This window comes from Kitasatospora sp. NPDC058048 (genome assembly GCF_042885555.1).
Taxonomy (GTDB): Bacteria; Actinomycetota; Actinomycetes; order Streptomycetales; family Streptomycetaceae; genus Kitasatospora; species Kitasatospora lactacystinica.
Genome location: NZ_JBHVRT010000011.1, coordinates 200,406 through 220,806, shown reverse-complemented (window position 1 = coordinate 220,806; position 20,401 = coordinate 200,406). Strand labels below are relative to the sequence as shown.

General features: G+C 73.4%; 18 protein-coding genes. 14 read left to right on the top strand and 4 right to left on the bottom strand.

The genetic code is table 11. The annotated features are described in order from the left end of the window. Nucleotides 1-311 precede the first annotated feature (311 nt). The 8 genes from ACFVVA_RS15240 to ACFVVA_RS15205 all read left to right on the top strand — a co-directional run bounded on the left by ACFVVA_RS15240 (nt 312) and on the right by ACFVVA_RS15205 (nt 10,367). Nucleotides 312-998, top strand: coding sequence for an HAD family hydrolase (locus ACFVVA_RS15240; protein ID WP_387689617.1), 687 nt, complete (start codon nt 312-314; stop codon nt 996-998). Between the two features lie 12 nt (nt 999-1,010). Next, the gene (locus ACFVVA_RS15235) at nt 1,011-1,715 is read left to right on the top strand and encodes a VIT family protein (protein WP_387689615.1); all 705 of its coding nucleotides are present in this window, start codon (nt 1,011-1,013) and stop codon (nt 1,713-1,715) included. A gap of 193 nt (nt 1,716-1,908) precedes the next feature. Further along, on the top strand, nt 1,909-4,461 hold the full coding sequence (locus tag ACFVVA_RS15230) for an ATP-dependent Clp protease ATP-binding subunit (RefSeq protein WP_387689614.1): 2,553 nt from the start codon (nt 1,909-1,911) through the stop codon (nt 4,459-4,461). A gap of 106 nt (nt 4,462-4,567) precedes the next feature. After that, nucleotides 4,568-5,812 carry a sensor histidine kinase gene (locus tag ACFVVA_RS15225; protein WP_387689612.1) on the top strand — a complete coding sequence of 415 codons (1,245 nt, stop codon included), beginning with the start codon at nt 4,568-4,570 and terminating at the stop codon, nt 5,810-5,812. Next, a complete protein-coding gene (locus ACFVVA_RS15220) occupies nt 5,809-6,486 on the top strand; it encodes a response regulator transcription factor (RefSeq protein WP_359907250.1) in 678 nt (225 codons plus the stop codon). The genes ACFVVA_RS15225 and ACFVVA_RS15220 overlap by 4 nt, the downstream gene beginning before the upstream one ends. Nucleotides 6,487-6,739: 253 nt before the next feature. Next, nucleotides 6,740-7,045, top strand: coding sequence for an SHOCT domain-containing protein (locus tag ACFVVA_RS15215; protein ID WP_387689609.1), 306 nt, complete (start codon nt 6,740-6,742; stop codon nt 7,043-7,045). Next, nucleotides 7,042-7,797 carry an ABC transporter ATP-binding protein gene (locus ACFVVA_RS15210; RefSeq protein ID WP_380550445.1) on the top strand — a complete coding sequence of 252 codons (756 nt, stop codon included), beginning with the start codon at nt 7,042-7,044 and terminating at the stop codon, nt 7,795-7,797. The genes ACFVVA_RS15215 and ACFVVA_RS15210 overlap by 4 nt, the downstream gene beginning before the upstream one ends. Further along, entirely contained in the window at nt 7,794-10,367 is a 2,574-nt protein-coding gene (locus ACFVVA_RS15205; RefSeq protein ID WP_387689606.1) for an ABC transporter permease, read from the top strand. The genes ACFVVA_RS15210 and ACFVVA_RS15205 overlap by 4 nt, the downstream gene beginning before the upstream one ends. Nucleotides 10,368-10,448: 81 nt before the next feature. Here ACFVVA_RS15205 and ACFVVA_RS15200 read toward each other — a convergent pair whose 3' ends face one another. The 3 genes from ACFVVA_RS15200 to ACFVVA_RS15190 all read right to left on the bottom strand — a co-directional run bounded on the left by ACFVVA_RS15200 (nt 10,449) and on the right by ACFVVA_RS15190 (nt 12,224). Beyond that, on the bottom strand, nt 10,449-11,333 hold the full coding sequence (locus ACFVVA_RS15200; RefSeq protein WP_359907239.1) for a metallophosphoesterase: 885 nt from the start codon (nt 11,331-11,333) through the stop codon (nt 10,449-10,451). Between the two features lie 279 nt (nt 11,334-11,612). After that, complete coding sequence (locus ACFVVA_RS15195; protein ID WP_387689603.1) at nt 11,613-12,011, bottom strand: DUF4190 domain-containing protein; 399 nt, start codon at nt 12,009-12,011, stop codon at nt 11,613-11,615. Nucleotides 12,012-12,068: 57 nt separating this feature from the next. Beyond that, nucleotides 12,069-12,224: a hypothetical protein gene (locus ACFVVA_RS15190; RefSeq protein WP_387689600.1), complete on the bottom strand. Its 156-nt coding sequence runs from the start codon at nt 12,222-12,224 to the stop codon at nt 12,069-12,071. Between the two features lie 120 nt (nt 12,225-12,344). Between ACFVVA_RS15190 and ACFVVA_RS15185 the strand changes: the two genes are divergently transcribed. The 6 genes from ACFVVA_RS15185 to ACFVVA_RS15160 all read left to right on the top strand — a co-directional run bounded on the left by ACFVVA_RS15185 (nt 12,345) and on the right by ACFVVA_RS15160 (nt 19,419). After that, nucleotides 12,345-12,974 carry a TetR family transcriptional regulator gene (locus tag ACFVVA_RS15185; protein ID WP_387689597.1) on the top strand — a complete coding sequence of 210 codons (630 nt, stop codon included), beginning with the start codon at nt 12,345-12,347 and terminating at the stop codon, nt 12,972-12,974. A 318-nt stretch (nt 12,975-13,292) separates the two neighbouring features. After that, on the top strand, nt 13,293-14,147 hold the full coding sequence (locus ACFVVA_RS15180) for a serine protease (RefSeq protein WP_380550460.1): 855 nt from the start codon (nt 13,293-13,295) through the stop codon (nt 14,145-14,147). A gap of 206 nt (nt 14,148-14,353) precedes the next feature. Beyond that, nucleotides 14,354-15,874 carry a S28 family serine protease gene (locus ACFVVA_RS15175; protein ID WP_387689594.1) on the top strand — a complete coding sequence of 507 codons (1,521 nt, stop codon included), beginning with the start codon at nt 14,354-14,356 and terminating at the stop codon, nt 15,872-15,874. 191 nt (nt 15,875-16,065) lie between these two features. After that, complete coding sequence (locus ACFVVA_RS15170; RefSeq protein WP_387689591.1) at nt 16,066-16,806, top strand: TetR/AcrR family transcriptional regulator; 741 nt, start codon at nt 16,066-16,068, stop codon at nt 16,804-16,806. Further along, entirely contained in the window at nt 16,790-18,424 is a 1,635-nt protein-coding gene (locus ACFVVA_RS15165) for an acyl-CoA dehydrogenase family protein (protein ID WP_387689588.1), read from the top strand. The genes ACFVVA_RS15170 and ACFVVA_RS15165 overlap by 17 nt, the downstream gene beginning before the upstream one ends. Before the next feature lie 155 nt (nt 18,425-18,579). After that, a complete protein-coding gene (locus ACFVVA_RS15160; RefSeq protein ID WP_387689666.1) occupies nt 18,580-19,419 on the top strand; it encodes an amidohydrolase family protein in 840 nt (279 codons plus the stop codon). On the opposite strand, the gene ACFVVA_RS15155 is transcribed toward ACFVVA_RS15160, so the two are convergent. Next, nucleotides 19,420-20,223, bottom strand: coding sequence for an inositol monophosphatase family protein (locus ACFVVA_RS15155; RefSeq protein WP_359907219.1), 804 nt, complete (start codon nt 20,221-20,223; stop codon nt 19,420-19,422). Between the last annotated feature and the right edge of the window lie 178 nt (nt 20,224-20,401).

Below are 20,401 nucleotides of genomic sequence, written 5' to 3'. Positions count from 1 at the left end.
TCGGACCGGTCGGCGGTGTCGCCGAGGACTTCCAGGACCCAGGCGCGGTGCTCGGCGCGGTGGTCGGAGAGCTGGCAGGTCGGGTGGGGTGCAGATCGGGGCGGGTGGCGCACGCCAGGTTTACAAAGCAGACGTCGGGGTTCGAAACCGTTCTGGCCCACCACCACGAGGGCCGGTTCGGGAGGTATCACCTCCTGGACCGGCCCTCGGCCGTTTCCGGGTCCTGGCGGTGCGCCGGGCCTGGGCCCTTCGCCGGTCGGGGGTGGGGGTTGCCGGGTGGCGGTGGTGGGCCGGGGTGGTAGGGAGGGGGGATGTTGACCAGGGCGTTCGATGCGGTGCTGTGCGATGTGGACGGGGTGATTCGGTTCTTCGACGGGGCCGAGGTGGCGGCGTTGGAGCGGGCGGCGGGGGTGGGTGAGGGGAGTACGGCGGAGGTCGGGTTCGCGCCGGAGAACGACCTGCCGTTGTTGCTCGGGCGGATCGGGAAGGCGGAGTGGGTGGACTCGATCGCGCGGGGGCTGGCCGGGCGGGTGACGGGCGTGCAGGCGCGTGGGCTGGCGGAGGCGTTCGCGAACTCGCCGTTCCGGGCGGACGAGGTGGTGGTGGGGTTGTTGCGGCGGGTGCGGGAGCACTGCCGGGTGGTGCTGGTGACCAATGCGACGGCGTGGCTGGACGAGGATCTGGCGCTGCTGGGGCTGACGGACCTGGCGGACGCCGTGGTGAACAGCTCCCGGGTGGGCAGCGCCAAGCCGGACCGGCGGATCTACGAAATCGCCGCCGGGCGGGCCGGGGTGGTGCCGGAGCGGTGCCTGTTCGTGGACGACCGGCAGGAGAACGTGGATGCGGCGGTGGCGCTGGGCATGACCGGGGTGCGCTACCGGGGACCGGAGGACCTGCGGCGGGCGCTGGCGCCGGTGCTGGGCCAGCGGGTGGTGCGGCCGCGGGTGGCGGGGGTGGGGGTGGCGAGCGAGGATCGGGGGGACCGGGCGGACCCCTGAGAGCGGTGGCGGATGGCTGAGCAGGTCGGGGAGTCGCGGGCGGAGCTTTCCTCGCGCCTGAACTGGCTGCGCGCGGCCGTGCTGGGGGCCAATGACGGCGTGGTGTCGACGGCCGGCCTCGTGACCGGTGTGGCGGGCGCGGAGGGTTCCCGGACGGCGCTGCTCGCGGCCGGGGTGGCCGGGCTGCTGGCGGGGGCGATGTCGATGGCGGCGGGCGAGTACGTCTCGGTCAGTACCCAGCGGGACACCGAGCGGGCCGCGTTGGCGCAGGAGCGGCGGGAGCTCGCGGAGGATCCGGAGGGGGAGCTCGACGAGCTGACCGACTACTACCGGGGCAGCGGGCTGGAGGACGGACTGGCCCGGGAGGTGGCGACGGCGCTGACCGAGCGGGACGCGCTGGCGGCCCACGCGCAGACCGAACTGGGCATCGACCCGGACGTGTTGACCAACCCCTGGGAGGCGGCGCTGGCGAGCGCGGCGGCGTTCACGCTGGGCGCGCTGGTGCCGCTGCTGGCGGTGCTGCTGCCGCCGGAGTCGTGGCGGCTGCTGGTGACGGTGGTGGCGGTGGCGGTCGCGCTGACCGTGTCGGGCTGGACGAGTGCCCGGTTGGGCGGGGCCGGCCCGGGGCGGGCGATCATGCGCAACGTCGTGGGCGGGCTGCTGGCGATGGGGGTGACGTACAGCGGCGGTGTGCTGCTGGATCGGGTCACCGGGTGAACGCGAGTTCCCGGCCCCGTGAACGGTTCTGCGGCGGGCCCACACGTCCGCCCGCATGCCCGCATGTCTGCCCGCCCGTCCCGCCGGCGGCGAGGCCCGGGCACGCCGGGTGACGGCGCCGTCCGGCTCGACAGGCGAGGTGTCGCGGCCTGTGTTTGTGTGGCTGCAAACCGCTTGGGAGAGGTGAAACGCCGTGACCGTGCCCCCGTTCGGATCGAACGATCCGTTCTCCGATCTGCTCAGCCGGTTCTTCGGGATGAGCCCGCTGGCTTCCCCGCCCGCCGTGCAGCGGGTGCCGATCGGACGGTTGCTCAGCGAGTCCTCGCAGGAGCTGCTCGCGCTGGCCGCGCGGCGGGCGGCCGAGGACGGCTCCAGTGACCTCGACACCGCGCACCTGGCCTGGGCGGCCACCCGGGTGGAACCCTCGCGCCGGATGCTGGAACGGGCCGGTATCGATCCGGACCGGCTCTCCGGGGACCTGGAGCACGCCCTGCCCGCAGGCGATCCCGAGGCGGTGGACGGCCGGCCGGCGCTCACCCCCTCGGCCAAGCGCGCGCTGCTCGCCGCGCACGCCCAGTCGCAGGCGGTGGGCGCCTCGTACATCGGCCCGGAGCACATCCTCGGCGCGCTGCTCGACCAGGAGCGCTCGGGGGCGGGGGTGGCGCTGCGCAACGCGGCGCCCTCGCAGGAGGCGCTGAAGTCGGTGCTGGAGGGGCGCGGCACCGGCGGCGAGCGCAGCAGTACGGGTGCCCGCCCGAGCGAGACGCCGACGCTGGACGAGTACGGGCGCGACCTCACCGAGGAGGCGCGTTCGGGCCGGTTGGACCCGGTGGTGGGGCGGGCCGAGGAGATCGAGCAGACCGTCGAGATCCTCTCCCGGCGGACCAAGAACAATCCGGTGCTGATCGGTGAGCCGGGCGTCGGCAAGACGGCGATCGTCGAGGGACTGGCCCAGCGGATCGTCTCCGGGGACGTGCCGCAGAGCCTCAGGGAGAAGCGGGTGGTCACCCTCGACCTGACCGCGCTGGTGGCCGGTTCCAAGTACCGGGGCGAGTTCGAGGAGCGGCTGAAGAACGTGATCGACGAGGTCACCGCGGCCGAGAAGAGCGTGATCCTGTTCCTGGACGAGCTGCACACCGTGGTCGGCGCCGGCGGCGGTGGCGAGGGTTCGATGGACGCCGGCAACATCCTCAAACCGGCGCTCGCGCGCGGTGAGTTGAGCGTGGTCGGCGCGACCACGCTGGACGAGTACCGCAAGCACGTGGAGAAGGACGCCGCGCTGGAGCGCCGCTTCCAGCCGGTGCTGGTGCCCGAGCCGAGCGTCGAGGAGACCGTCGAGATCCTCCACGGGCTGCGCGACGCGTACGAGGCGCACCACCAGGTGCGGTTCACCGACGAGGCGCTGGACGCGGCGGCGACGCTCTCCGACCGGTACGTCAGCGACCGTTTCCTGCCGGACAAGGCGATCGACCTGTTGGACCAGGCCGGCGCGCGGGTCCGGCTGCGCAGCCTGAGCGGGTCGACCGAGGCGACCGGGGTGCAGGACCGGATCACCAAGTTGAAGCGGGAGCTGGACGAGGCCGTCGCGGACGAGGAGTTCGTCCGGGCCGCCAACCTGAAGACCGAGCTGCGGCAGACCGAGGACGAGCTGGCGGCGATGGCCGAGTCCCGCGAGGAGGTCGTCGACGTGACCGCCGACGACATCGCGCAGGTGCTCTCCTCCCGGACCGGCATCCCCGTCGCGGAGTTGAACGCGACCGAGAAGGAGCGGCTGCTCAAGCTGGAGGAGCACCTGCACGAGAAGGTGATCGGCCAGGACGAGGCGGTCACGGCGGTCGCCCAGGCGGTGCGCCGCGGCCGGGCCGGGATGGGCGACCCGGACCGTCCTACCGGTTCCTTCCTCTTCCTCGGGCCGACCGGCGTCGGCAAGACCGAGCTGGCGAAGGCGCTGGCGGCGCTGCTGTTCGGCGACCCGGACCGGATGATCCGCTTCGACATGAGCGAGTTCCAGGAGAAGCACACCGTCTCCCGGCTGGTCGGCTCCCCGCCCGGGTACGTCGGTTACGAGGAGGCCGGGCAGCTGACCGAGGCGGTGCGCCGCAAGCCGTACAGCGTGCTGCTCTTCGACGAGGTGGAGAAGGCGCACCCGGACGTCTTCAACCTGCTGCTCCAGGTGTTGGACGACGGGCGGCTGACCGACTCCCAGGGGCGTACGGTCGACTTCCGCAACACTGTGGTGATCATGACCAGCAACATCGGCTCCCAGCGGATCCTCGACCACGCGGGCAACGTGGACGAGATCCGTGACGACCTGATGCGCGACCTGAGGCAGCAGTTCCGGCCGGAGTTCCTCAACCGGATCGACGAGGTGATCGTCTTTCACGCGCTCACCCGGAAGGACCTGCTCTCGGTGGTGGACCTGCTGCTGGACCGCAGCCGGCGCCGGCTGCGGGCCCAGGACGTCGAGCTGGACGTCACCGGGACGGCCAAGGAGTACCTGGTCAACCGGGGCTACCAGCCGGAGTTCGGGGCCCGGCCGCTGCGCCGGACGATCCAGTCGGAGCTGGACAACCGGATCTCCAACCTGCTGCTGGACGGTTCGGTGCGGGAGGGGGACACGCTGATCGCGGACGTGAGCGACGGGGAGCTGGTGGTGACGCTGGCGCGGCCGGAGGCGTCGGCGACCTTCGAGGAGGCGGAGGCGGAGGCGAAGGCCCGGGCCGGCTCGGCTGCTGCGGGGGACTGAGGACGACCGGGGGCGGGCGTACTCCAGCGGGAGTACGCCCGAACGCCACTGGTGGAGGACGCGCGGGGACGCGTCGCGGGTCTAGCTTGTGGGCATGATGCCGCCCATGTCCCCGCCGGCCGAGCCGCCTTCGGCGGAGCGGCCACCGGCGCAGCCGCCGGAGGAGCCGCCCGAGCCGTGGCGCCCGCCGTGGGTGCGCGCGGCCAAGGCGGGCTACCCGCTCGGGACGGCGGCGGCGGTCGCGGTGCTCCAGGTGGTCGGCTCGACCTTCGCCGGGCACAACCAGCACGGGCGGGCCCCGCTGGACGCCTTCGGCTACCTCCTGCTGCTGCTCGGGCCGGCGCTGCTGGTGCTGCGCGAACGCCGGCCGGTCGCGGTGGTCGCCGGCACCTCGGTGGTCACCGCCGGGTACCTGGCCGCCGGATACCCGTACGGGCCGGCCTTCGTGAGCTGGCTGATCGCCTGCTGCGTGGCGATCGGCTCCGGCCACCGCCGGGCGGCCTGGGCCGGCGCGGGGGGCGTCTACCTGGTGCACCTGCTCGGCACCTTCGTCCTGCCGCAGAGCTGGCAGCGCGCGGCCCCGCCGTCCGGCAGCGTCTGGCTGCAGGAGCTGGGGCTGCTGGCCTGGCTGCTGCTGGTGATGGCGGGGGGCGAGCTGGTCCGGTTCCGGCGTGAGCGGATCGCCGCCCACCGGGCCTACCGGCAGCAGCTGGAGGAGCGCCGGGCCAACGAGGAGCGGCTCAGGATGGCCCGGGAGCTGCACGACATCCTGGCGCACAGCCTGTCGCTGATCAGCATCCAGGCCGGGGTCGCGCTGGCGCTGCTCGACCGTCGGCCGGAGGAGGCCCGCGGCGCGCTGGTCACCATCAAGTCGACCAGCAAGGAGGCGCTCGGCGAGGTCCGCCAGGTGCTCGCGACGCTGCGCGGGCCCGGGGCGGCGCCGCGCGGGCCGGCCCCGGGGCTGGACCGGCTGGACGAACTCACCGAGCAGGCGGACCGGGTGGGCCTGGCGGCGGAGGTGCAGGAGCGCGGCGAGCGGCGCGCGCTGTCCGCCGCCGTCGACCTCACCGCCTTCCGGATCGTCCAGGAGGCGCTCACCAACGTGGTCCGGCACTCGGCGGCCCGCCAGGCGGTCGTGGTGCTGGACTGGACGGACCCGGCCGTGCTGGTGGTCCGGGTGGAGGACCCGGGGCCCGCGGTGCTCGCGGACGCGGGCGGGTCGGGCAGCGGGCTGGTCGGGATGCGGGAACGCGCGGCGGCGTTCGGTGGCACCATCGCCGCGGGGCCGCTGCCCGACGGCGGCTTCCGGGTCCGGGCGGAGCTGCCGACACCGAAGGCGGAGAGCGATTGATTCGGGTACTGCTGGCGGATGACCAGCTGCTGGTCAGGGCGGGCTTCCGGGCCCTGCTGGACCTCCAGGACGACCTGACGGTGGTCGGCGAGGCGGACGACGGCGAGGCCGCGCTGCGGCTCGCCCGTGAACTCGTGCCGGACGTCGTGCTGATGGACATCCGGATGCCGCGGATGGACGGGCTGGAGGCGACCAGGAGGATCGCCGAGGACCCGGCGCTGTCCCCCGTGCGGGTGGTCGTGCTGACCACCTTCGAGCTGGACGAGTACGTGTTCGAGGCGCTGCGCTCGGGGGCCGCGGGCTTCCTGGTCAAGGACACCGAGCCGGCCGAACTGCTGCGGGCGATCCGGGTCGCCGTCGCGGGGGACGCGCTGCTCTCGCCGGGCGTCACAAGGCGGCTGATCGGCGAGTTCGCCGCCCGCTCGAAGGCGCCCGAGGCCGTGCCGGAGGGGCTCTCGGACATCTCGATGCTGACCGAGCGGGAGCGCGAGGTGCTGGCCCTGGTCGGGATGGGGCTCTCCAACGAGGAGATCGCCCGGCGGCTGGTGGTCAGCCCGCTGACGGCGAAGACGCACGTCAGCCGGGCGATGGTGAAGCTCGGCGTGCGGGACCGGGCGCAACTGGTGGTGCTGGCCTACGAGTCGGGGCTGGTGCGGCCGGGCTGGCTGGGCTGAGCGGCTCCTGGCGGTTGCGGTCCGCGGGTGGTTGGTCCGTGGGCGGTTGCGTCCACGGGGCGGGTGCGCCGGAGGCGTCGCCGTCGCGCGGCTGCTTCCGGCCCCGCGTGTCGCGGGCGGTTCCTACTCTCCCGGGAGTATCCCAACTGCCGCTGCTGGTAGGACGCGTGATGAGAGCTCGGTGCGGGACGCTCCAGTCACCTCGGGAACCGTCCGAGGTCCTGGAGGCCCACCACCGAGGAGTTGAACCACCATGTACACCCAGCTGGCCGACTGGCACGGCCCCGGCCCATGGATCCTGCTAGTCCCATTGATCTGGATCGCCGTGGTGGTCCTGGTGATCGCGGTGCTGCGCCGCACGGTCTGGCGGCGGCACGGCTGCGGATTCGGGTACGGCTACGGGGTTGGAGCCGGAGCCGGAGTCGCGGCGGAGCATCCGCTGGCCGTCCTGGGCCGGCGCTACGCGGAGGGGGACATCGACGCCGAGGAGTACCGCGCCAAGCGGGCCGTGCTCAGCGAGTCGCCGCGGGACGACGCCAAGGGAGGTGGCGCCAGGTGACCACCCTGGACGTCGTACGGGGCACCGCCGCCCGGGTCGCCGACGCCGTGAAGGTCTACGGAGTCGGCGGCACCGAGGTCCGCGCGCTGGACCACGTGACGGTGGAGTTCCCGGCCGGGCGGTTCACCGCGATCATGGGCCCGTCCGGCTCGGGCAAGTCCACCCTGATGCACTGCGCGGCCGGGCTGGACAGGCTCACCGCCGGCAGCGCCTGGATCGGCGACACCGAACTCGGCCCGCTCAACGACCGGCGGCTCACGCTGCTGCGTCGGGAGCGGATCGGCTTCGTGTTCCAGGCCTTCAACCTGGTGCCCACGCTCACCGTCCTGGAGAACATCACCCTCCCGCTCGACCTGGCCGGGGCCGCCCCCGACCAGGCCTGGCTGGAGACGCTGGTCGACGTGGTCGGACTCGGCGACCGGCTGCGGCACCGTCCGAGCGAGCTCTCCGGCGGCCAGCAGCAGCGGGTCGCGGTGGCCCGGGCGCTGGCCGGGCGGCCCCGGGTGGTCTTCGCCGACGAGCCGACGGGCAACCTCGACTCCCGCAGCGGCGGCGAGGTGCTCGGCCTGCTGCGGCGGGCGGTGGACGAGATGGGCCGGGCCGTGGTCATGGTCACCCACGACCCGACGGCCGCCGGCTGGGCCGACGAGGCGCTCTTCCTCGCCGACGGACGGCTGGTGGACCGGATGCGGCAGCCCACCTCCGCCCTGGTGCTGGACCGGATGAAGGCCTTCGAACGGGGGCGGTCGTGAACGCCGTTCCCCTCCGGCTCAGCCTGCGCTCGCTGCGCGCCCACAAACGGCGGCTGGCCGGCACCCTCCTGTCCATCGTGCTCGGGGTGAGCTTCCTGACCGGCACGATGGTGCTCGGCGACACCCTGCGGGCCAACTTCGACACCCTCTTCGCCGACGCCAACGCCGGCACCGACGTCGTGGTCCGCAGCGCCGACGTGCTGGACTCGGCGGGCACGGTCGGCGGGGTGCGGGCGCCTGTGGCGGTGACGCTCGCCGACCGGCTGCGCACCGTGCCGGGGGTGGCGGCCGCGGAGCCGTCCGTCCAGGGCGCGGGCCAGCTCATCGGGAGCAACGGCAAGCCGATCGGCGGTCAGGGCCCGCCCACCCTGGCGGGCAACTGGCTGGTCGACGGCCGGCTCAATCCGTACCGGCTGGCCGAGGGCCGGGCGCCGGCCGCCCCGGGCGAGGTAGTGGTGAACCGGGGCGCGGCGAAGTCGGGCGGGCTGCGCGTCGGCTCGACCACCGTGCTGCGCACCCCCGATCCGGTGCCGGTCACCGTCGTCGGCATCGCCACCTTCGGGGCGGACGCGGACGGCATGGGGCCGAGCACCTTCACCGCGATGACCTTCGCGGACGCCGAGCGGTACCTCACGCCCAAGGGCGAGGGCCAGGCCGGCTCGATCCAGGTCCGCGCCGCGGGCGGGATCTCCCAGCGGGAGCTGGTCGACCGGATCACCCCGCACCTGCCCGCGGGCGTCCAGGCGATCACCGGCGCGGCGGCCACCCAGGAGTCCACCCAACTGGTGTCCGGGCGGTTCCTGACCATGTTCACCACGCTGCTGCTGGTCTTCGCCGGGATCGCACTGCTGGTGGCGACGTTCACCATCCACAACACCTTCGCCATCGTGGTCGCCCAGCGGACCAGGGAGAACGCGCTGCTGCGGGCACTCGGGGCGGTGCGCGGCCAGGTGCTCGGGGCGACCCTGGCGGAGGCGCTGACGGTCGGCCTGCTGGCCTCGCTGGGCGGGCTGCTGGGCGGGATCGGGGTGGCCGCCGGGCTCAAGGCGCTCTTCTCCGCACTCGGCTTCGCCCTGCCGACCGGCGGCATGGTGATCGGCACGGCCGCCGTCCTGCTGCCGCTGCTGGTCGGCACGCTGGTCGCGGTGGGCTCCGCGCTGCTGCCGGCCGTCCGGGCCGGGCGGACGGCTCCGCTCGCGGCCCTGCGGGAGACCGGGGTCGACCGGGCGGCGCAAGGGCGCTCGGGCGCCGTCCGGGTGGTGCTCGGCGGCCTGTTGCTGACCGGGGGAGTGCCGGTGGCCGTCCTCGGAGCGACGGACGGCCCGTCCGTGGTGCTGACGGCCGTCGGGGCCCTGGCGGTACTGGCCGGCACGGTGGTGCTCGGCCCGGTCGCCGCGGCCCTCGCGGTGCGGACGCTGGGCGCGCCGCTGCCCAGGCTGCGCGGGGTCTCCGGGGTGCTCGCCCGGCGCAACGCGGCCCGCAACCCGCGCCGGACGGCGGCCACCGCGAGCGCCCTGATGATCGGGGTCGCGGTGGTCACGCTGTTCACCGTCTTCGGCGCCTCGATCAAGGCGACCCTGGACTCCACGGTGAGCAGGTCCTTCGCGGGCGATCTCGCCGTCACCACCGCCTCGTTCGGGGCCGGCGGCAGCGGGATCAGCCCCAAGGTGGCGGACGCCCTGGCCGACCTGCCCGAGGTGCGGCAGACGGTCGGGCTCGGCCGCGGCGTGGCCCGGATCGACGGGCACGGCCGGACGCTGGACGTGACCGACCCGGCCCGGCTGTCCGGGATCGTGGACCTCGGCCGGGTCGACGGCTCGCTGGCCGCGCTCGGCACGGACGGGCTGGCGGTCTCCCGCAGCGAGGCGCAGCAGCGCGGCTGGCGGCTCGGACAGTCCGTCACCGTGGGCTTCACCGACGGTGCGAGCGGTCCGTTCACGATCCGTGCTCTGTACGAGGGCGGCAGCCTGGCCGGGGACTACCTGATGACCCGGCAGGCCTGGGCTCCGCACCGGGGGCAGGACGCGGACACCATGGTCGCGGTCGGGCTGCGCGACGGCGTGCCGGCCGCCGCGGGCAAGGCGGCGGTGGAACGGGCGCTGGTCCCGTACGGCAGCCCGCAGGTGCAGGACCGCGCCGAGTACGCCAAGAGCGCGGCCTCCGGCGTCGACACGATGCTCTCGGTGGTCTACGCGCTGCTGGCGCTGGCAGTGCTGATCGCGCTGCTGGGCATCACCAACACCCTGACGCTGGCGGTGCACGAGCGGACCAGGGAGCTGGGGCTGCTGCGGGCGGTCGGTCAGAGCAGCGCCCAGCTGCGCGGCATGGTGCGCTGGGAGTCGGTGCTGGTGGCGGCCTTCGGGACGGTCGGCGGTCTGGGACTCGGAGCTTTCCTCGGCTGGGCCCTGGTGCGGGCCTCGGACAGCGCCGGGACGGGATCGTTCGCGATACCGCCCCTCCAGCTGGCCGTGGTCCTGGTGGCCGGGCTGCTGGCGGGCGCGGTCGCCGGACTCCGCCCGGCGGGCCGGGCGGCGCGGCTGGACATCCTGCGGGCGATCGCGACGGAGTAGGAGAGGCGCTGGAACGGGAGACGGCAGAGCAGGGGCGGTGGAGGCGGTGGAGAAGGAGGTGGGAGCGGCTGAGCCGGATGCTCAGTCCGCCGTCTGCGGGAAAACCTCCCGCAGCAGGGGGTTCGGCAGTCCGCGCTTGCGCCACTCGCGCGGGTAGCCGAGCGAGACCTCCGTGAACGGGACGCCGTCGTAGGTGGTCCGGCGCGGGATGTGGAGGTGGCCGTAGATCATCGCCGCGGTGTTGAACCGGGTGTGCCAGTCGGCGGTCAGCTCGGTCCCGCACCACTGGGCGAACTCGGGGTACCAGAGGACATCGGTGGGCTGGCGGACCAGCGGGTAGTGGTTGACGAAGACCAGCGGGACGTCCGGGTCGCAGGCCGCCAGCCGCTTCTCGGTCAGCCGGACGCGCTCGCGGCACCAGGAGTCGCGGTCCGGGAACGGGTCCGGGTAGAGCATCCGCTCGTCCGCGCAGACGACGCCGGTCTCGTAGGCGGCCGCCAGGGAGGCCTCCTTGGTGGTCGTGCCCGGCGCACGGAAGGTGTAGTCGTAGAGGAGGAAGAGCGGGACGATGCGGACCGGACCGCCGGGGCCCTCCCAGACCGGGTACGGGTCCTCGGGGGTCACCACACCGAGCCGGCGGCAGCGTTCCACCAGGTGCTCGTAGCGGGCCACCCCGCGCAGCTGGACCGGGTCCTCGGGGTGGGTCCACAGCTCGTGGTTGCCGGGCACCCACACCACGCGGGCGAAGCGCTCGGCGAGCAGGCCGAGGGCCCACTCGATGCTGGTGGTGAGCTCGGCGACGTCACCGGCGACGAGCAGCCAGTCGCCGGGGTGGGAGGGCTGGAGCTTCTCCACCAGGTCGCGGTTCTCCTGGTAGGAGATGTGCAGATCGCTTACGGCGAGCAGCCGTCCACCCGTTGGGGTGGGTCGTTCCGGCTGCGTGTCGCTGCGGTTCTCGGTAGTCACTCCTGCCCCCTGAGGTCGTCCGGCCGATGGGGCCCACCCTACGGGGCGGGCCGGAGGAACGGGGCGGGTTGACGGGATCAGTCGTTCGAACAGTCGCTCCGGCAGTCGGGATCCGCCGAGTGAGCCGCCACGGAGAACCGCCGGCGCATCGCCGGGCGCATCGCCGGGTGAATCGCTGGGTGAATTGCCGGGCGCATCAAGGGCGAAGGGTGGATCGGGAACGGAGAGCAGCGAGGGGCGAGTGCAGGAGCCAAGAACGGAAGGGGAGTTGGGCCGGATTCAGGAGCCGATGTCGATGAGCACCCCGTGGGAGGTGACGAGGGTGACGGCGAGGATCGCCAGTGAGGCGATGCCGAGGGCCAGACCCAGGAGGGCGCGGCCGCGCCGGCTGGTGCCGCGGACCAACGCCAGGGTGGCCAGGGTGATGGCGATCGGTCCGAGGACGATGTTGAACAGCAGCAGGCCAGGCAGGCCGAGGAGGAAGGAGGCGATGGCGAGGCCGTCTGCCTCGGCGGTTCCCTGACGGTCGGCTCCCTGGCGGCCGGGTCCCTGACGGTCGGTCGTCCGGCGGATGTCCGCCTGACGGTCGGTCGCCCGGCCGAGGCTCGCCGGGCGGCTGACGATCCGCCGGACGGTGGCCGGAAGCGAGGCGGCCGGGTGGTCGGTGGCGGTGCTCATGGTGGTGCGGGTCCTCTCTGTGGAGTGGCCGCGGGTGCGCTCCGCGGAGCGGCCGGGTCAGCGGTGCCGGAGGCGGGCGATGCCCTCGCGGGCGCCGAAGGCGAGCAGCCAGGCGGTGATGCCGGCGGAGGCGGCGAGGAAGACCGGGAGCGAGGTGTGGGCGGCGGTGCCGATCAGGACACCCATGGCGACCAGGGCGGAGAGCAGGATCACGGCTGGCTCCTTCGGCTGCGGCTGGGACTGCGCCGATTTCGGTTGACAAGTGTTCACTGACTTCGGCCCCACTGTACGCTCGGCTGGCCAAGTTCAGCAAACGATTGTTTACTGAATGGCGTGAGTCACACCGTTGGGGCCAGGCAGGCCCAGAAGCAGCAGAGTCGGCGGGCCTTGCTGGACGCCGGACTGCATCTGTTGGCCGATCAGAACCTGGCGAGCCTGGGTGTTCGCGAGGTCACCCGCGAGGCGGGGCTCTCCCCGGCCGCCTTCTACCGGCACTTCCCGGACCTCGCGGCCCTCGGGGTGGCACTGGTCGAGGAGTCGTTGGCCAGCCTGCACATCATGATCCGTGCGGTGCTCGCCGAGGCCGGTGGCGCCGAGGAGCTGATCGACCGTGCGGTGGACGTGATCGAACGACACGTCCGCGAGCACCGGGGGCACGTCCGCTTCCTGGCGCGTGAGCGGCACGGCGGGGTCCGGCAGGTGCGGGAGGCGATCGATGCCGAACTCGGCCGCTTCGCCGCCGAGGTGGGAGCCGCCCTGGCGCTGCAGCCGGAGTCACGGGGGTGGAGCGAGCGGGACCTGCGGATGCTCGCCGAGCTGTACGTCGACCACATGGTCTCCACGGCCGCCGCCTTCCTGGAGGCGCTGGAGACGGACCCGGCGCGGGAGCCGCGGATCGCCGCCACCGCGCGCTTCCAGCTGCGCCTGATCAGCCTCGGCCGGGAGCACTGGCGGGCGGGTTGACCGTACGGGCGCGGCAGTTGACCGGCCGGCGGGGACGCGTGGCCGGCGCGTGGCCGGCCCGCGGTGGGGTTGTGAATCCGGCGGCGTTCCGGCCCGGCCGGCCTGTGTCCCGGATCGCTTGCCGGTCCGCACCCCGGGTCCGCACCCCGGGTCCGCACCCCCTGTCCGCACCCCCGGACCGCGTGCCGAGTGGCGGCGGTAACCGGCCAATGCGTCTTGGGAGGTTCTTGGTGTTGCTTTGACTCTTGACAGTGGGTCATGTCCGCGCCAGCTTTGGTGGACCCCCACCCGTGGACCCCCCACACCGAGAGGTCTCTCATGAAGAAGCCGCTCATAGGCACGGTTGCCACACTCCTGGTCGCCGGGGCCACCGCCTTTGTTGGAGCCGTTCCGGCTCAGGCCGCAGCCACGGCCGCCAAGCCCGCCGCGAAGCCTGTCGCCGCCGTCACCTTCGCCGGGACGGTCGCGCTCAGCAACTGCTCCGGCTCGCTGGTGCGGATGCCCGGCTCGGCCGCGAGCGACCCGGCCCTCGTGCTCTCCAACGGCCACTGCCTGGAGACCGGTATGCCCGGTCCGGGCCAGGTCGTCCTCAACCGGTCCTCCAGCCGGAGCTTCACCCTGCTCAACGCGAGCGGCGGCAGCGCGGCCACACTGCGTGCCACCAAGATCGTCTACGGCGCGATGACCGACACCGACGTGTCGATCTACCAGCTGAACACCACCTACGCGTCGATCCAGTCCCGGTACGGGATAGCCCCGTTGACCCTCGCGGCCACACACCCGGTCCAGGGCACCTCGATCCGGGTTGTCTCCGGCTACTGGAAGAAGATCTACTCCTGCTCGGTCGACGGCTTCGCCTACCGACTGAAGGAAGCCGACTGGACCTTCAAGGACTCGGTCCGCTACACCTCCACCTGCAACGTGATCGGCGGCACCTCCGGCTCGCCGGTGGTCGACGCCTCGACCGGCCAGGTGGTCGCCGTCAACAACACGATCAACGAGAGCGGCGAGACCTGCACCCTGGACAACCCCTGTGAGGTCGACCAGAACGGTGCCGTGACGGTCCGTCCTGGCATCGGCTACGCCCAGGAGACCTACGGGATCCCGGCCTGCTTCGCCGCCGGCAACCGCTTCGACCTCACCCTCCCCGGCTGCACCCTGCCCCGCCCGTAGGCAGCCAGGACAACCCCGCTGACCAGCACATTTCCCCCGATGGGCCATCCGCGAACGGCGGGTGGCCCATTCGGCCGTCCATCGGTCGGCCACCGCACCACCTGCACTATCCGCACAACCAGCACAACCTGCACGACCCGCACGACCCGCGCCGCACGGCCGCACCGGCAGGCGGCATTCATGTCAGTTGAACAGATGGAGAGTTGATGACCACCACCGTGAGAAGGCTGATGGTGTCGGCCCTGCTGATACCGCTGCTCGCGTTCGGCGCCCTGGCGAGTCCGGCGTCCGCCGCCGACGGCCAGGGCGCGCAGGGTGCCCAGGGGGCGCAGGACGGCCAGGGCAACGGGTCCCGCCACGGCCGGAGCCCCGCCGACGACCCGACCGCCGACATCAAGGACCGTCTGGCGGCGATCCCCGGGGTGACCATCACCGAGGAGAAGCCGACGACCACCGGTCACCGCTACTTCATCGCCACGTACACCCAGCCGATCGACCACAACCGCCCCTGGCTGGGCACCTTCCAGCAGCGCTTCAGCCTGCTGCACCGCGGCTACGACCGCCCGACCGTCTTCTACACCAACGGCTACACCCTGGGCACCAACCCGTCCCGCACCGAGCCGACCCGGCTGGTGGACGGCAACCAGGTGTCCATCGAGTACCGGTTCTTCACCCCCTCCCGCCCGAACCCGGCGGACTGGTCCAAGGCCGGCATCCGCCAGGGCGCCGCGGACTCGCACCGGCTGGTGACCGCGCTCAAGCGGATCTACCAGGAGGAGTGGCTGTCCACCGGCGCCAGCAAGGGCGGCATGTCCTCCACCTTCTACCGCCGCTTCTACCCGGACGACGTGGCCGGCACGATCGCCTACGTCGCGCCGAACAACACGAACGTCAACGACTACGCGGCGTACAGCGAGTTCTTCCGGACCGTCGGCACCCCCGAGTGCCGGGCCAGGCTGAACGCCGCCCAGCGTGAGCTGCTGGTGCGCCGCGACCGTCTGGAGGCCCGCTTCGTCGCCGACAACACGGCGGCCGGGTCCACCTTCAACACCCTCGGCACCCCGGACCGTGCGTACGAGGCCGGCGTGCTGGACGTGGTCTGGGCGTTCTGGCAGTACAGCCTGGAGGCCGACTGCGTCAAGGTCCCGGTGGCCGCCACCGCGACCGACGACGAGCTGTACGCCTGGTTCGACTCGCAGTCCGGCATCACCGGCAACAGCGACCAGTCGCTGGCGAAGTACACCGCGTACTACTACCAGGCCGCGACCGAGCTGGGTGCGCCGTTCTTCGACGTCTCGCACCTCAAGGGCGTGCTGCACTACGACTACAAGGAGCTCTACTCGGTCCGCAGCTACGTGCCGAAGGAGATCCCGACCGTCTTCAACCCGAACGCGATGCCCGACATCGACCGCTGGGTGAAGCGCGAGGGCGAGCGGATCATGTACGTCTACGGCGGCAACGACCCGTGGGGTGCCAAGCCGTTCCGTCTCGGCCGGGGCAGCGAGGACAGCTACGTCTACACCGTCCCCGGTGGCAACCACGGTTCGAAGATCGAGCAGCTGCCGGCCGCGCAGTCGGCGGAGGCCACCGCCAAGGTGCTGGAGTGGGCGGGCCTGGGTGACCCCAACGCCGCCCGTTCGCTCGCCAAGTCGCCGCAGGCGGGCGCGGAGTTCGGCCCGCTCGACGTCGAGGGCCAGCGGCTGGAGCAGGAGCGCCGCCCGCTGTAGCGCTCGCGCGCAGTAGGCCGCGCCACGAAGCACGAGGAGGAGGCCGCCCCCGCTTACCAGGGGGGCGGCCTCCTCGCGTCGTCCCGGGAAGCGCCGGGTCGCGGAGCCGGGACACAGGGCCGGGACACAGGGCCGGGAACGGCCTGGCCGGCCCCCTCCCCGAAGCAGTGAATCAGTGCTTCAATGCTTCCATGGCCTACCGACGCACCCCCGCCGTACAAGCCCGCCTGGACGCCCAGCGGGAAGCGGTGCTCCAGTCGGCGGTCGGCCTGCTCGCCGAGCGCGGCTACGGCGGCTGCACGATGGCCGCCGTGGCCGACCGCGCCGGGATCGCCACCGGCAGCCTCTACCAGCACTTCTCCGGCAAGGCCGAGCTGTCGGTGCAGCTCTTCCGCCGGGTGGTCACGCACGAGATCGACGCGGTCAACGCCGCCGTCGCCCTCCGGGACACCCCACGGCAGCGGATCGCCGCCGTGGTCGAGACCTTCGCAGCCCGTGCCCTGCGCGCGCCCCGGCTGGCGTACGCGCTGCTGGTCGAGCCGGCCGACGCGGTCGTGGACGAGGAGCGCCTGGTCTTCCGGCGGGCGTTCCGGGACGTGATCGCCACCGAGATCGCCGCCGCCGTGGCGAGCGGCGAACTGCCCGAGCAGGATCCGGTGCTCACCGCCGCCGCCCTGGTCGGCGCGGTCGGCGAGGCTCTGGCCGGCCCCCTCGCGGCCGCACCGGTTGCACCGGTCGCCGCCGCCGGGCCCGAGTGCGGCGACGGCACCACCAGCAGCAGCGCCACCAGCACCACCAGCAGCAGCACCAGCACCACCACAAGCAGCAGCACCACCAGCGGCGCCACCAGGAGCGACAGCACCGCGGTGGTCCCCGCCCTGGTCTCCTTCACCCTGCGTGCCCTGGGAGGACGCGATGACAGCGACGCATGAGGTCACCAACCAGGTGCCCCTGCCGTACGGCCACGACACCGCCGCCGACCCCACCCTGCTCGACGCCCTCCGGCGGGCCGACGCCGGCTGGGCCGAGCCCGAGCTGCGCGAGCTGGGCCGGCTGGCCGGTTCCGAGCAGGCCGCCGAGTGGGGCCGGCTGGCCAACGAGAACCCGCCGGTGCTGCGCACCCACGACCGCTTCGGCCACCGCATCGACGAGGTCGAGTTCCACCCGTCCTGGCACGAGCTGATGCGCACCGCCGTCTCGTACGGCCTGCACGCCGCGCCCTGGCGCGACGATCGCCCCGGTGCCCACTCCGCCCGTGCCGCCAGGTTCTTCGTCTGGGGCCAGGTCGAGGCCGGCCACACCTGCCCGGTCTCGATGACCTACGCCGCCGTCCCGGCGCTGCGCGCCAACCCGGCGCTGGCCGCCGAGCTGGAGCCGCTGCTGGCCGCGCGGGAGTACGACTTCGGGCTGCGCGAGCCGCGCACCAAGCGCGGGCTGATCGCCGGCATGTCGATGACGGAGAAGCAGGGCGGCTCGGACGTCCGCACCAACACCACCACCGCCGTCCCGCACGCCGACGGCACCTACCGGCTCACCGGCCACAAGTGGTTCACCTCGGCGCCGATGTCCGACCTCTTCCTGACCCTCGCCCAGGCTCCGGGCGGCCTCAGCTGCTTCGTGCTGCCGCGCGTCCTGCCGGACGGCAGCCGCAACCGCCTCCAGCTGATGCGGCTCAAGGACAAGCTCGGCAACAAGTCCAACGCCTCGGCCGAACTGGAGTACGACGGCGCGGTCGGCCTGCTGGTCGGCGAGGAGGGCCGGGGCGTTCCGACCATCATCGAGATGGTCAACATGACCCGGCTGGACTGCACCATCGGTGCCGCCTCCGGCATGCGCTACGGCGCCACCCGGGCGGTCCACCACGCCCTGCACCGGCGGGCGTTCGGCAAGGCGCTGGTCGACCAGCCGCTGATGCGCAACGTGCTCGCCGACCTGGTGGTGGAGTCCGAGGCGGCCACGATCACGGCCATGCGGCTCGCCCGGGCCACCGACCTGACCCTCGCCGGGGACGGGAACGAGGCGCTGGTCCGGCGGCTGGGCCTGGCGGTGGCCAAGTACTGGGTGTGCAAGCGCGGTCCGGCGCACTCCGCCGAGGCGCTGGAGTGCCTGGGCGGCAACGGCTACGTCGAGGAGTCCGGGATGCCCCGGCTCTACCGGGAGGCGCCGCTGGTGTCGATCTGGGAGGGCTCCGGCAACGTCGCCGCCCTGGACGCGCTGCGTGCCATGGCCAGGAGTCCGGAGAGCGTCGAGGCGTTCCTGGGCGAACTCGACGCCGCCGCGGGCGCGGACCGCCGGCTGGACGCGGCCGTCGCCGCGCTGCGCAAGGAGCTGACCGACCTGGGCGACCTGGAGTACCGCACCCGCCGGCTGGTCGAGTCGATGGCGCTGGCCTTCCAGGGCTCGCTGCTGGTCCGGTTCGGCAGCCCGGCGGTGGCCGACGCGTTCTGCGCGAGCCGGCTGGGCGGCGACCACGGCGCGGCCTTCGGCACCCTGCCGGCCGGGGTCGACACCGCGGCGATCATCGACCGTGCCCGCCCGGTGATCGTGTGAGCGGTCAGGAGCGGGCGAGCGACCAGGGCCGGGCGAGCGACCAGGGTCAGGAGAACGATCAGGACCGGGCGAGCGACCAGGGGCAGGAGAACGACCAGGACCGGGAGGGCGGTCAGGAAGCGGACGGCGTACGGCGGTTCTGGCAGGAGCTCGGCCTGCCCGGGCTGATCGACGTGCACACCCACTTCATGCCGAAGAACGTCCTCGACAAGGTGTGGGCGTACTTCGACGCGGCCGGCCCGCTGGTGAACCGGCCCTGGCCGATCACCTACCGCGAGGCTGAGGAAGAACGGGTCCGCCGGCTGCGGGACTTCGGCGTCCGGGCGTTCACGTCCATGCTCTACCCGCACAAGCCCGGCATGGCCGGCTGGCTGAACGCCTGGGCCGCCGAATTCGCCGCCCGCACCCCGGAGTGCCTGCACACCGCGACCTTCTTCCCCGAGCCCGGGGCGCCCGGCTACGTGGCCCGGGCGATCGAGGACGGTGCCCGGGTGTTCAAGGCGCACCTCCAGGTCGGCGGCTACGATCCGGCGGATCCGCTGCTGGACGAGGTCTGGGGGTTGCTCGCCGAGACCGGAACCCCCGTGGTCACCCACTGCGGGTCCGGGCCGGTGCCGGGCAGGTTCACCGGCCCCGGTCCGATCGGCGCGGTGCTGGAGCGGCACCCGGCTCTGGTCCTGGTGGTCGCCCACCTCGGGATGCCCGAGTACCGCGGCTTCCTCGACCTGGCCGAGCGCCACCCGGCCGTCCGGCTGGACACCACCATCGCGTTCACCGACTTCGCCGAGGCCGACGTCCCGTTCCCGCGCGGGGAGCTGCCGCGCCTGCGCGGGCTCCGGGAGCGCGTCCTGCTCGGCAGCGACTTCCCCAACATCCCGTACCGGTACGTGCACCAGCTGGAGGCACTGGCCGGGCTGGGGCTGGGGGAGGAGTGGCTGCGGGCGGTCTGCCACGACAACGCGGCCGCCCTCTTCGGCATCAAGTCCGAGGACTGATCACCGCACCGTCCGCAGCAGTTCCAGCGCCCGGGCGTGCAGCCCGGGCGCGGCGGCGAGGAAGCCGTCGGAGCCGGTCGTCCAGGCCGACCCGGCGGCGTCCGTCACCGCGGCGCCCGCCTCGCGCGCGATCAGCGCGCCGGGCAGCAGGTTGCCCGCGTCGAGGCCGTACTCCCAGAACAGTGCCAGGTGGCCGGAGCCGACCTGGGCCACCTGGAGCGCGGTGGGGCCGAGGTTGCGCACCGCCAGGACGGCACCCGCCATCGCGGACAGCGACTCGCCCGCCCGGCGCAGCGCCACCGGGTCGGCGGCCACCCGGGGCGGCTGGCTGGTGGCGGCGACGGTGACGGCCAACTCCCGTTCCAGGGGCGCGATCGGCCGTCCGTCCAGCTCGGCGCCGCCGCCGAGCACCGCCCGGTAGGTGCGGCCGTCCTGTTCCGGGGCGTGCACCACGGCCAGCACCGCCGCGCCGTCCCGCACCAGCGTGGCGGTCACCGCCCAGTGCGGCTGCCCGAGCAGGTACTGCACCGCGCCGTCGGTCGCGTCGCACAGCCACCACTCGCCCTCGGCGGGTACCGACCCGTCCAGCTCCTCGGGCACCCAGCCGGCCTGCGGGTGCAGAGCCGTCAGCCGCTCCCGCAGTACGGCGGCGGCCGGGCCGTCCAGTTCGGCGAAGCGGGCCGCCGCCTCCTCGGCGGTCCGGGCGGTGACCGGGTCGGCGGACCGGCGTGCCGCCAGCCCCGCACCGACCTCCCGCACCGCGGCCTCCACACCCTCCGCCAGCGTCCACAGCTCGTTCGTCACGGTGACTCCCTCCTCCTCGATTGCTCACCCCGGGCGGACGCGCCCCACCGGAGCCCCCGGGCCGAAGCGCCCGACCGGAGCTCCCGGACCGATGCGCCCCACCGGAGCTCCCGCACCGGGGCTTCCGGCCGGGGCTCGGGGCCGGTGTGCTCCGGCCGCCCGGGACAAGGAGTACCGT

What these genes read in the sequence shown, in the direction of transcription:
- ACFVVA_RS15240 (WP_387689617.1), top strand. Translation starts at nt 312, where the DNA reads ATGTTGACCAGGGCGTTCGATGCGGTGCTGTGCGATGTGGACGGGGTG.
- ACFVVA_RS15235 (WP_387689615.1), top strand. Translation starts at nt 1,011, where the DNA reads ATGGCTGAGCAGGTCGGGGAGTCGCGGGCGGAGCTTTCCTCGCGCCTG.
- ACFVVA_RS15225 (WP_387689612.1), top strand. Translation starts at nt 4,568, where the DNA reads ATGTCCCCGCCGGCCGAGCCGCCTTCGGCGGAGCGGCCACCGGCGCAG.
- ACFVVA_RS15215 (WP_387689609.1), top strand. Translation starts at nt 6,740, where the DNA reads ATGTACACCCAGCTGGCCGACTGGCACGGCCCCGGCCCATGGATCCTG.
- ACFVVA_RS15195 (WP_387689603.1), bottom strand. Translation starts at nt 12,011, where the DNA reads ATGAGCACCGCCACCGACCACCCGGCCGCCTCGCTTCCGGCCACCGTC.
- ACFVVA_RS15180 (WP_380550460.1), top strand. Translation starts at nt 13,293, where the DNA reads ATGAAGAAGCCGCTCATAGGCACGGTTGCCACACTCCTGGTCGCCGGG.
- ACFVVA_RS15175 (WP_387689594.1), top strand. Translation starts at nt 14,354, where the DNA reads ATGACCACCACCGTGAGAAGGCTGATGGTGTCGGCCCTGCTGATACCG.
- ACFVVA_RS15170 (WP_387689591.1), top strand. Translation starts at nt 16,066, where the DNA reads ATGGCCTACCGACGCACCCCCGCCGTACAAGCCCGCCTGGACGCCCAG.
- ACFVVA_RS15165 (WP_387689588.1), top strand. Translation starts at nt 16,790, where the DNA reads ATGACAGCGACGCATGAGGTCACCAACCAGGTGCCCCTGCCGTACGGC.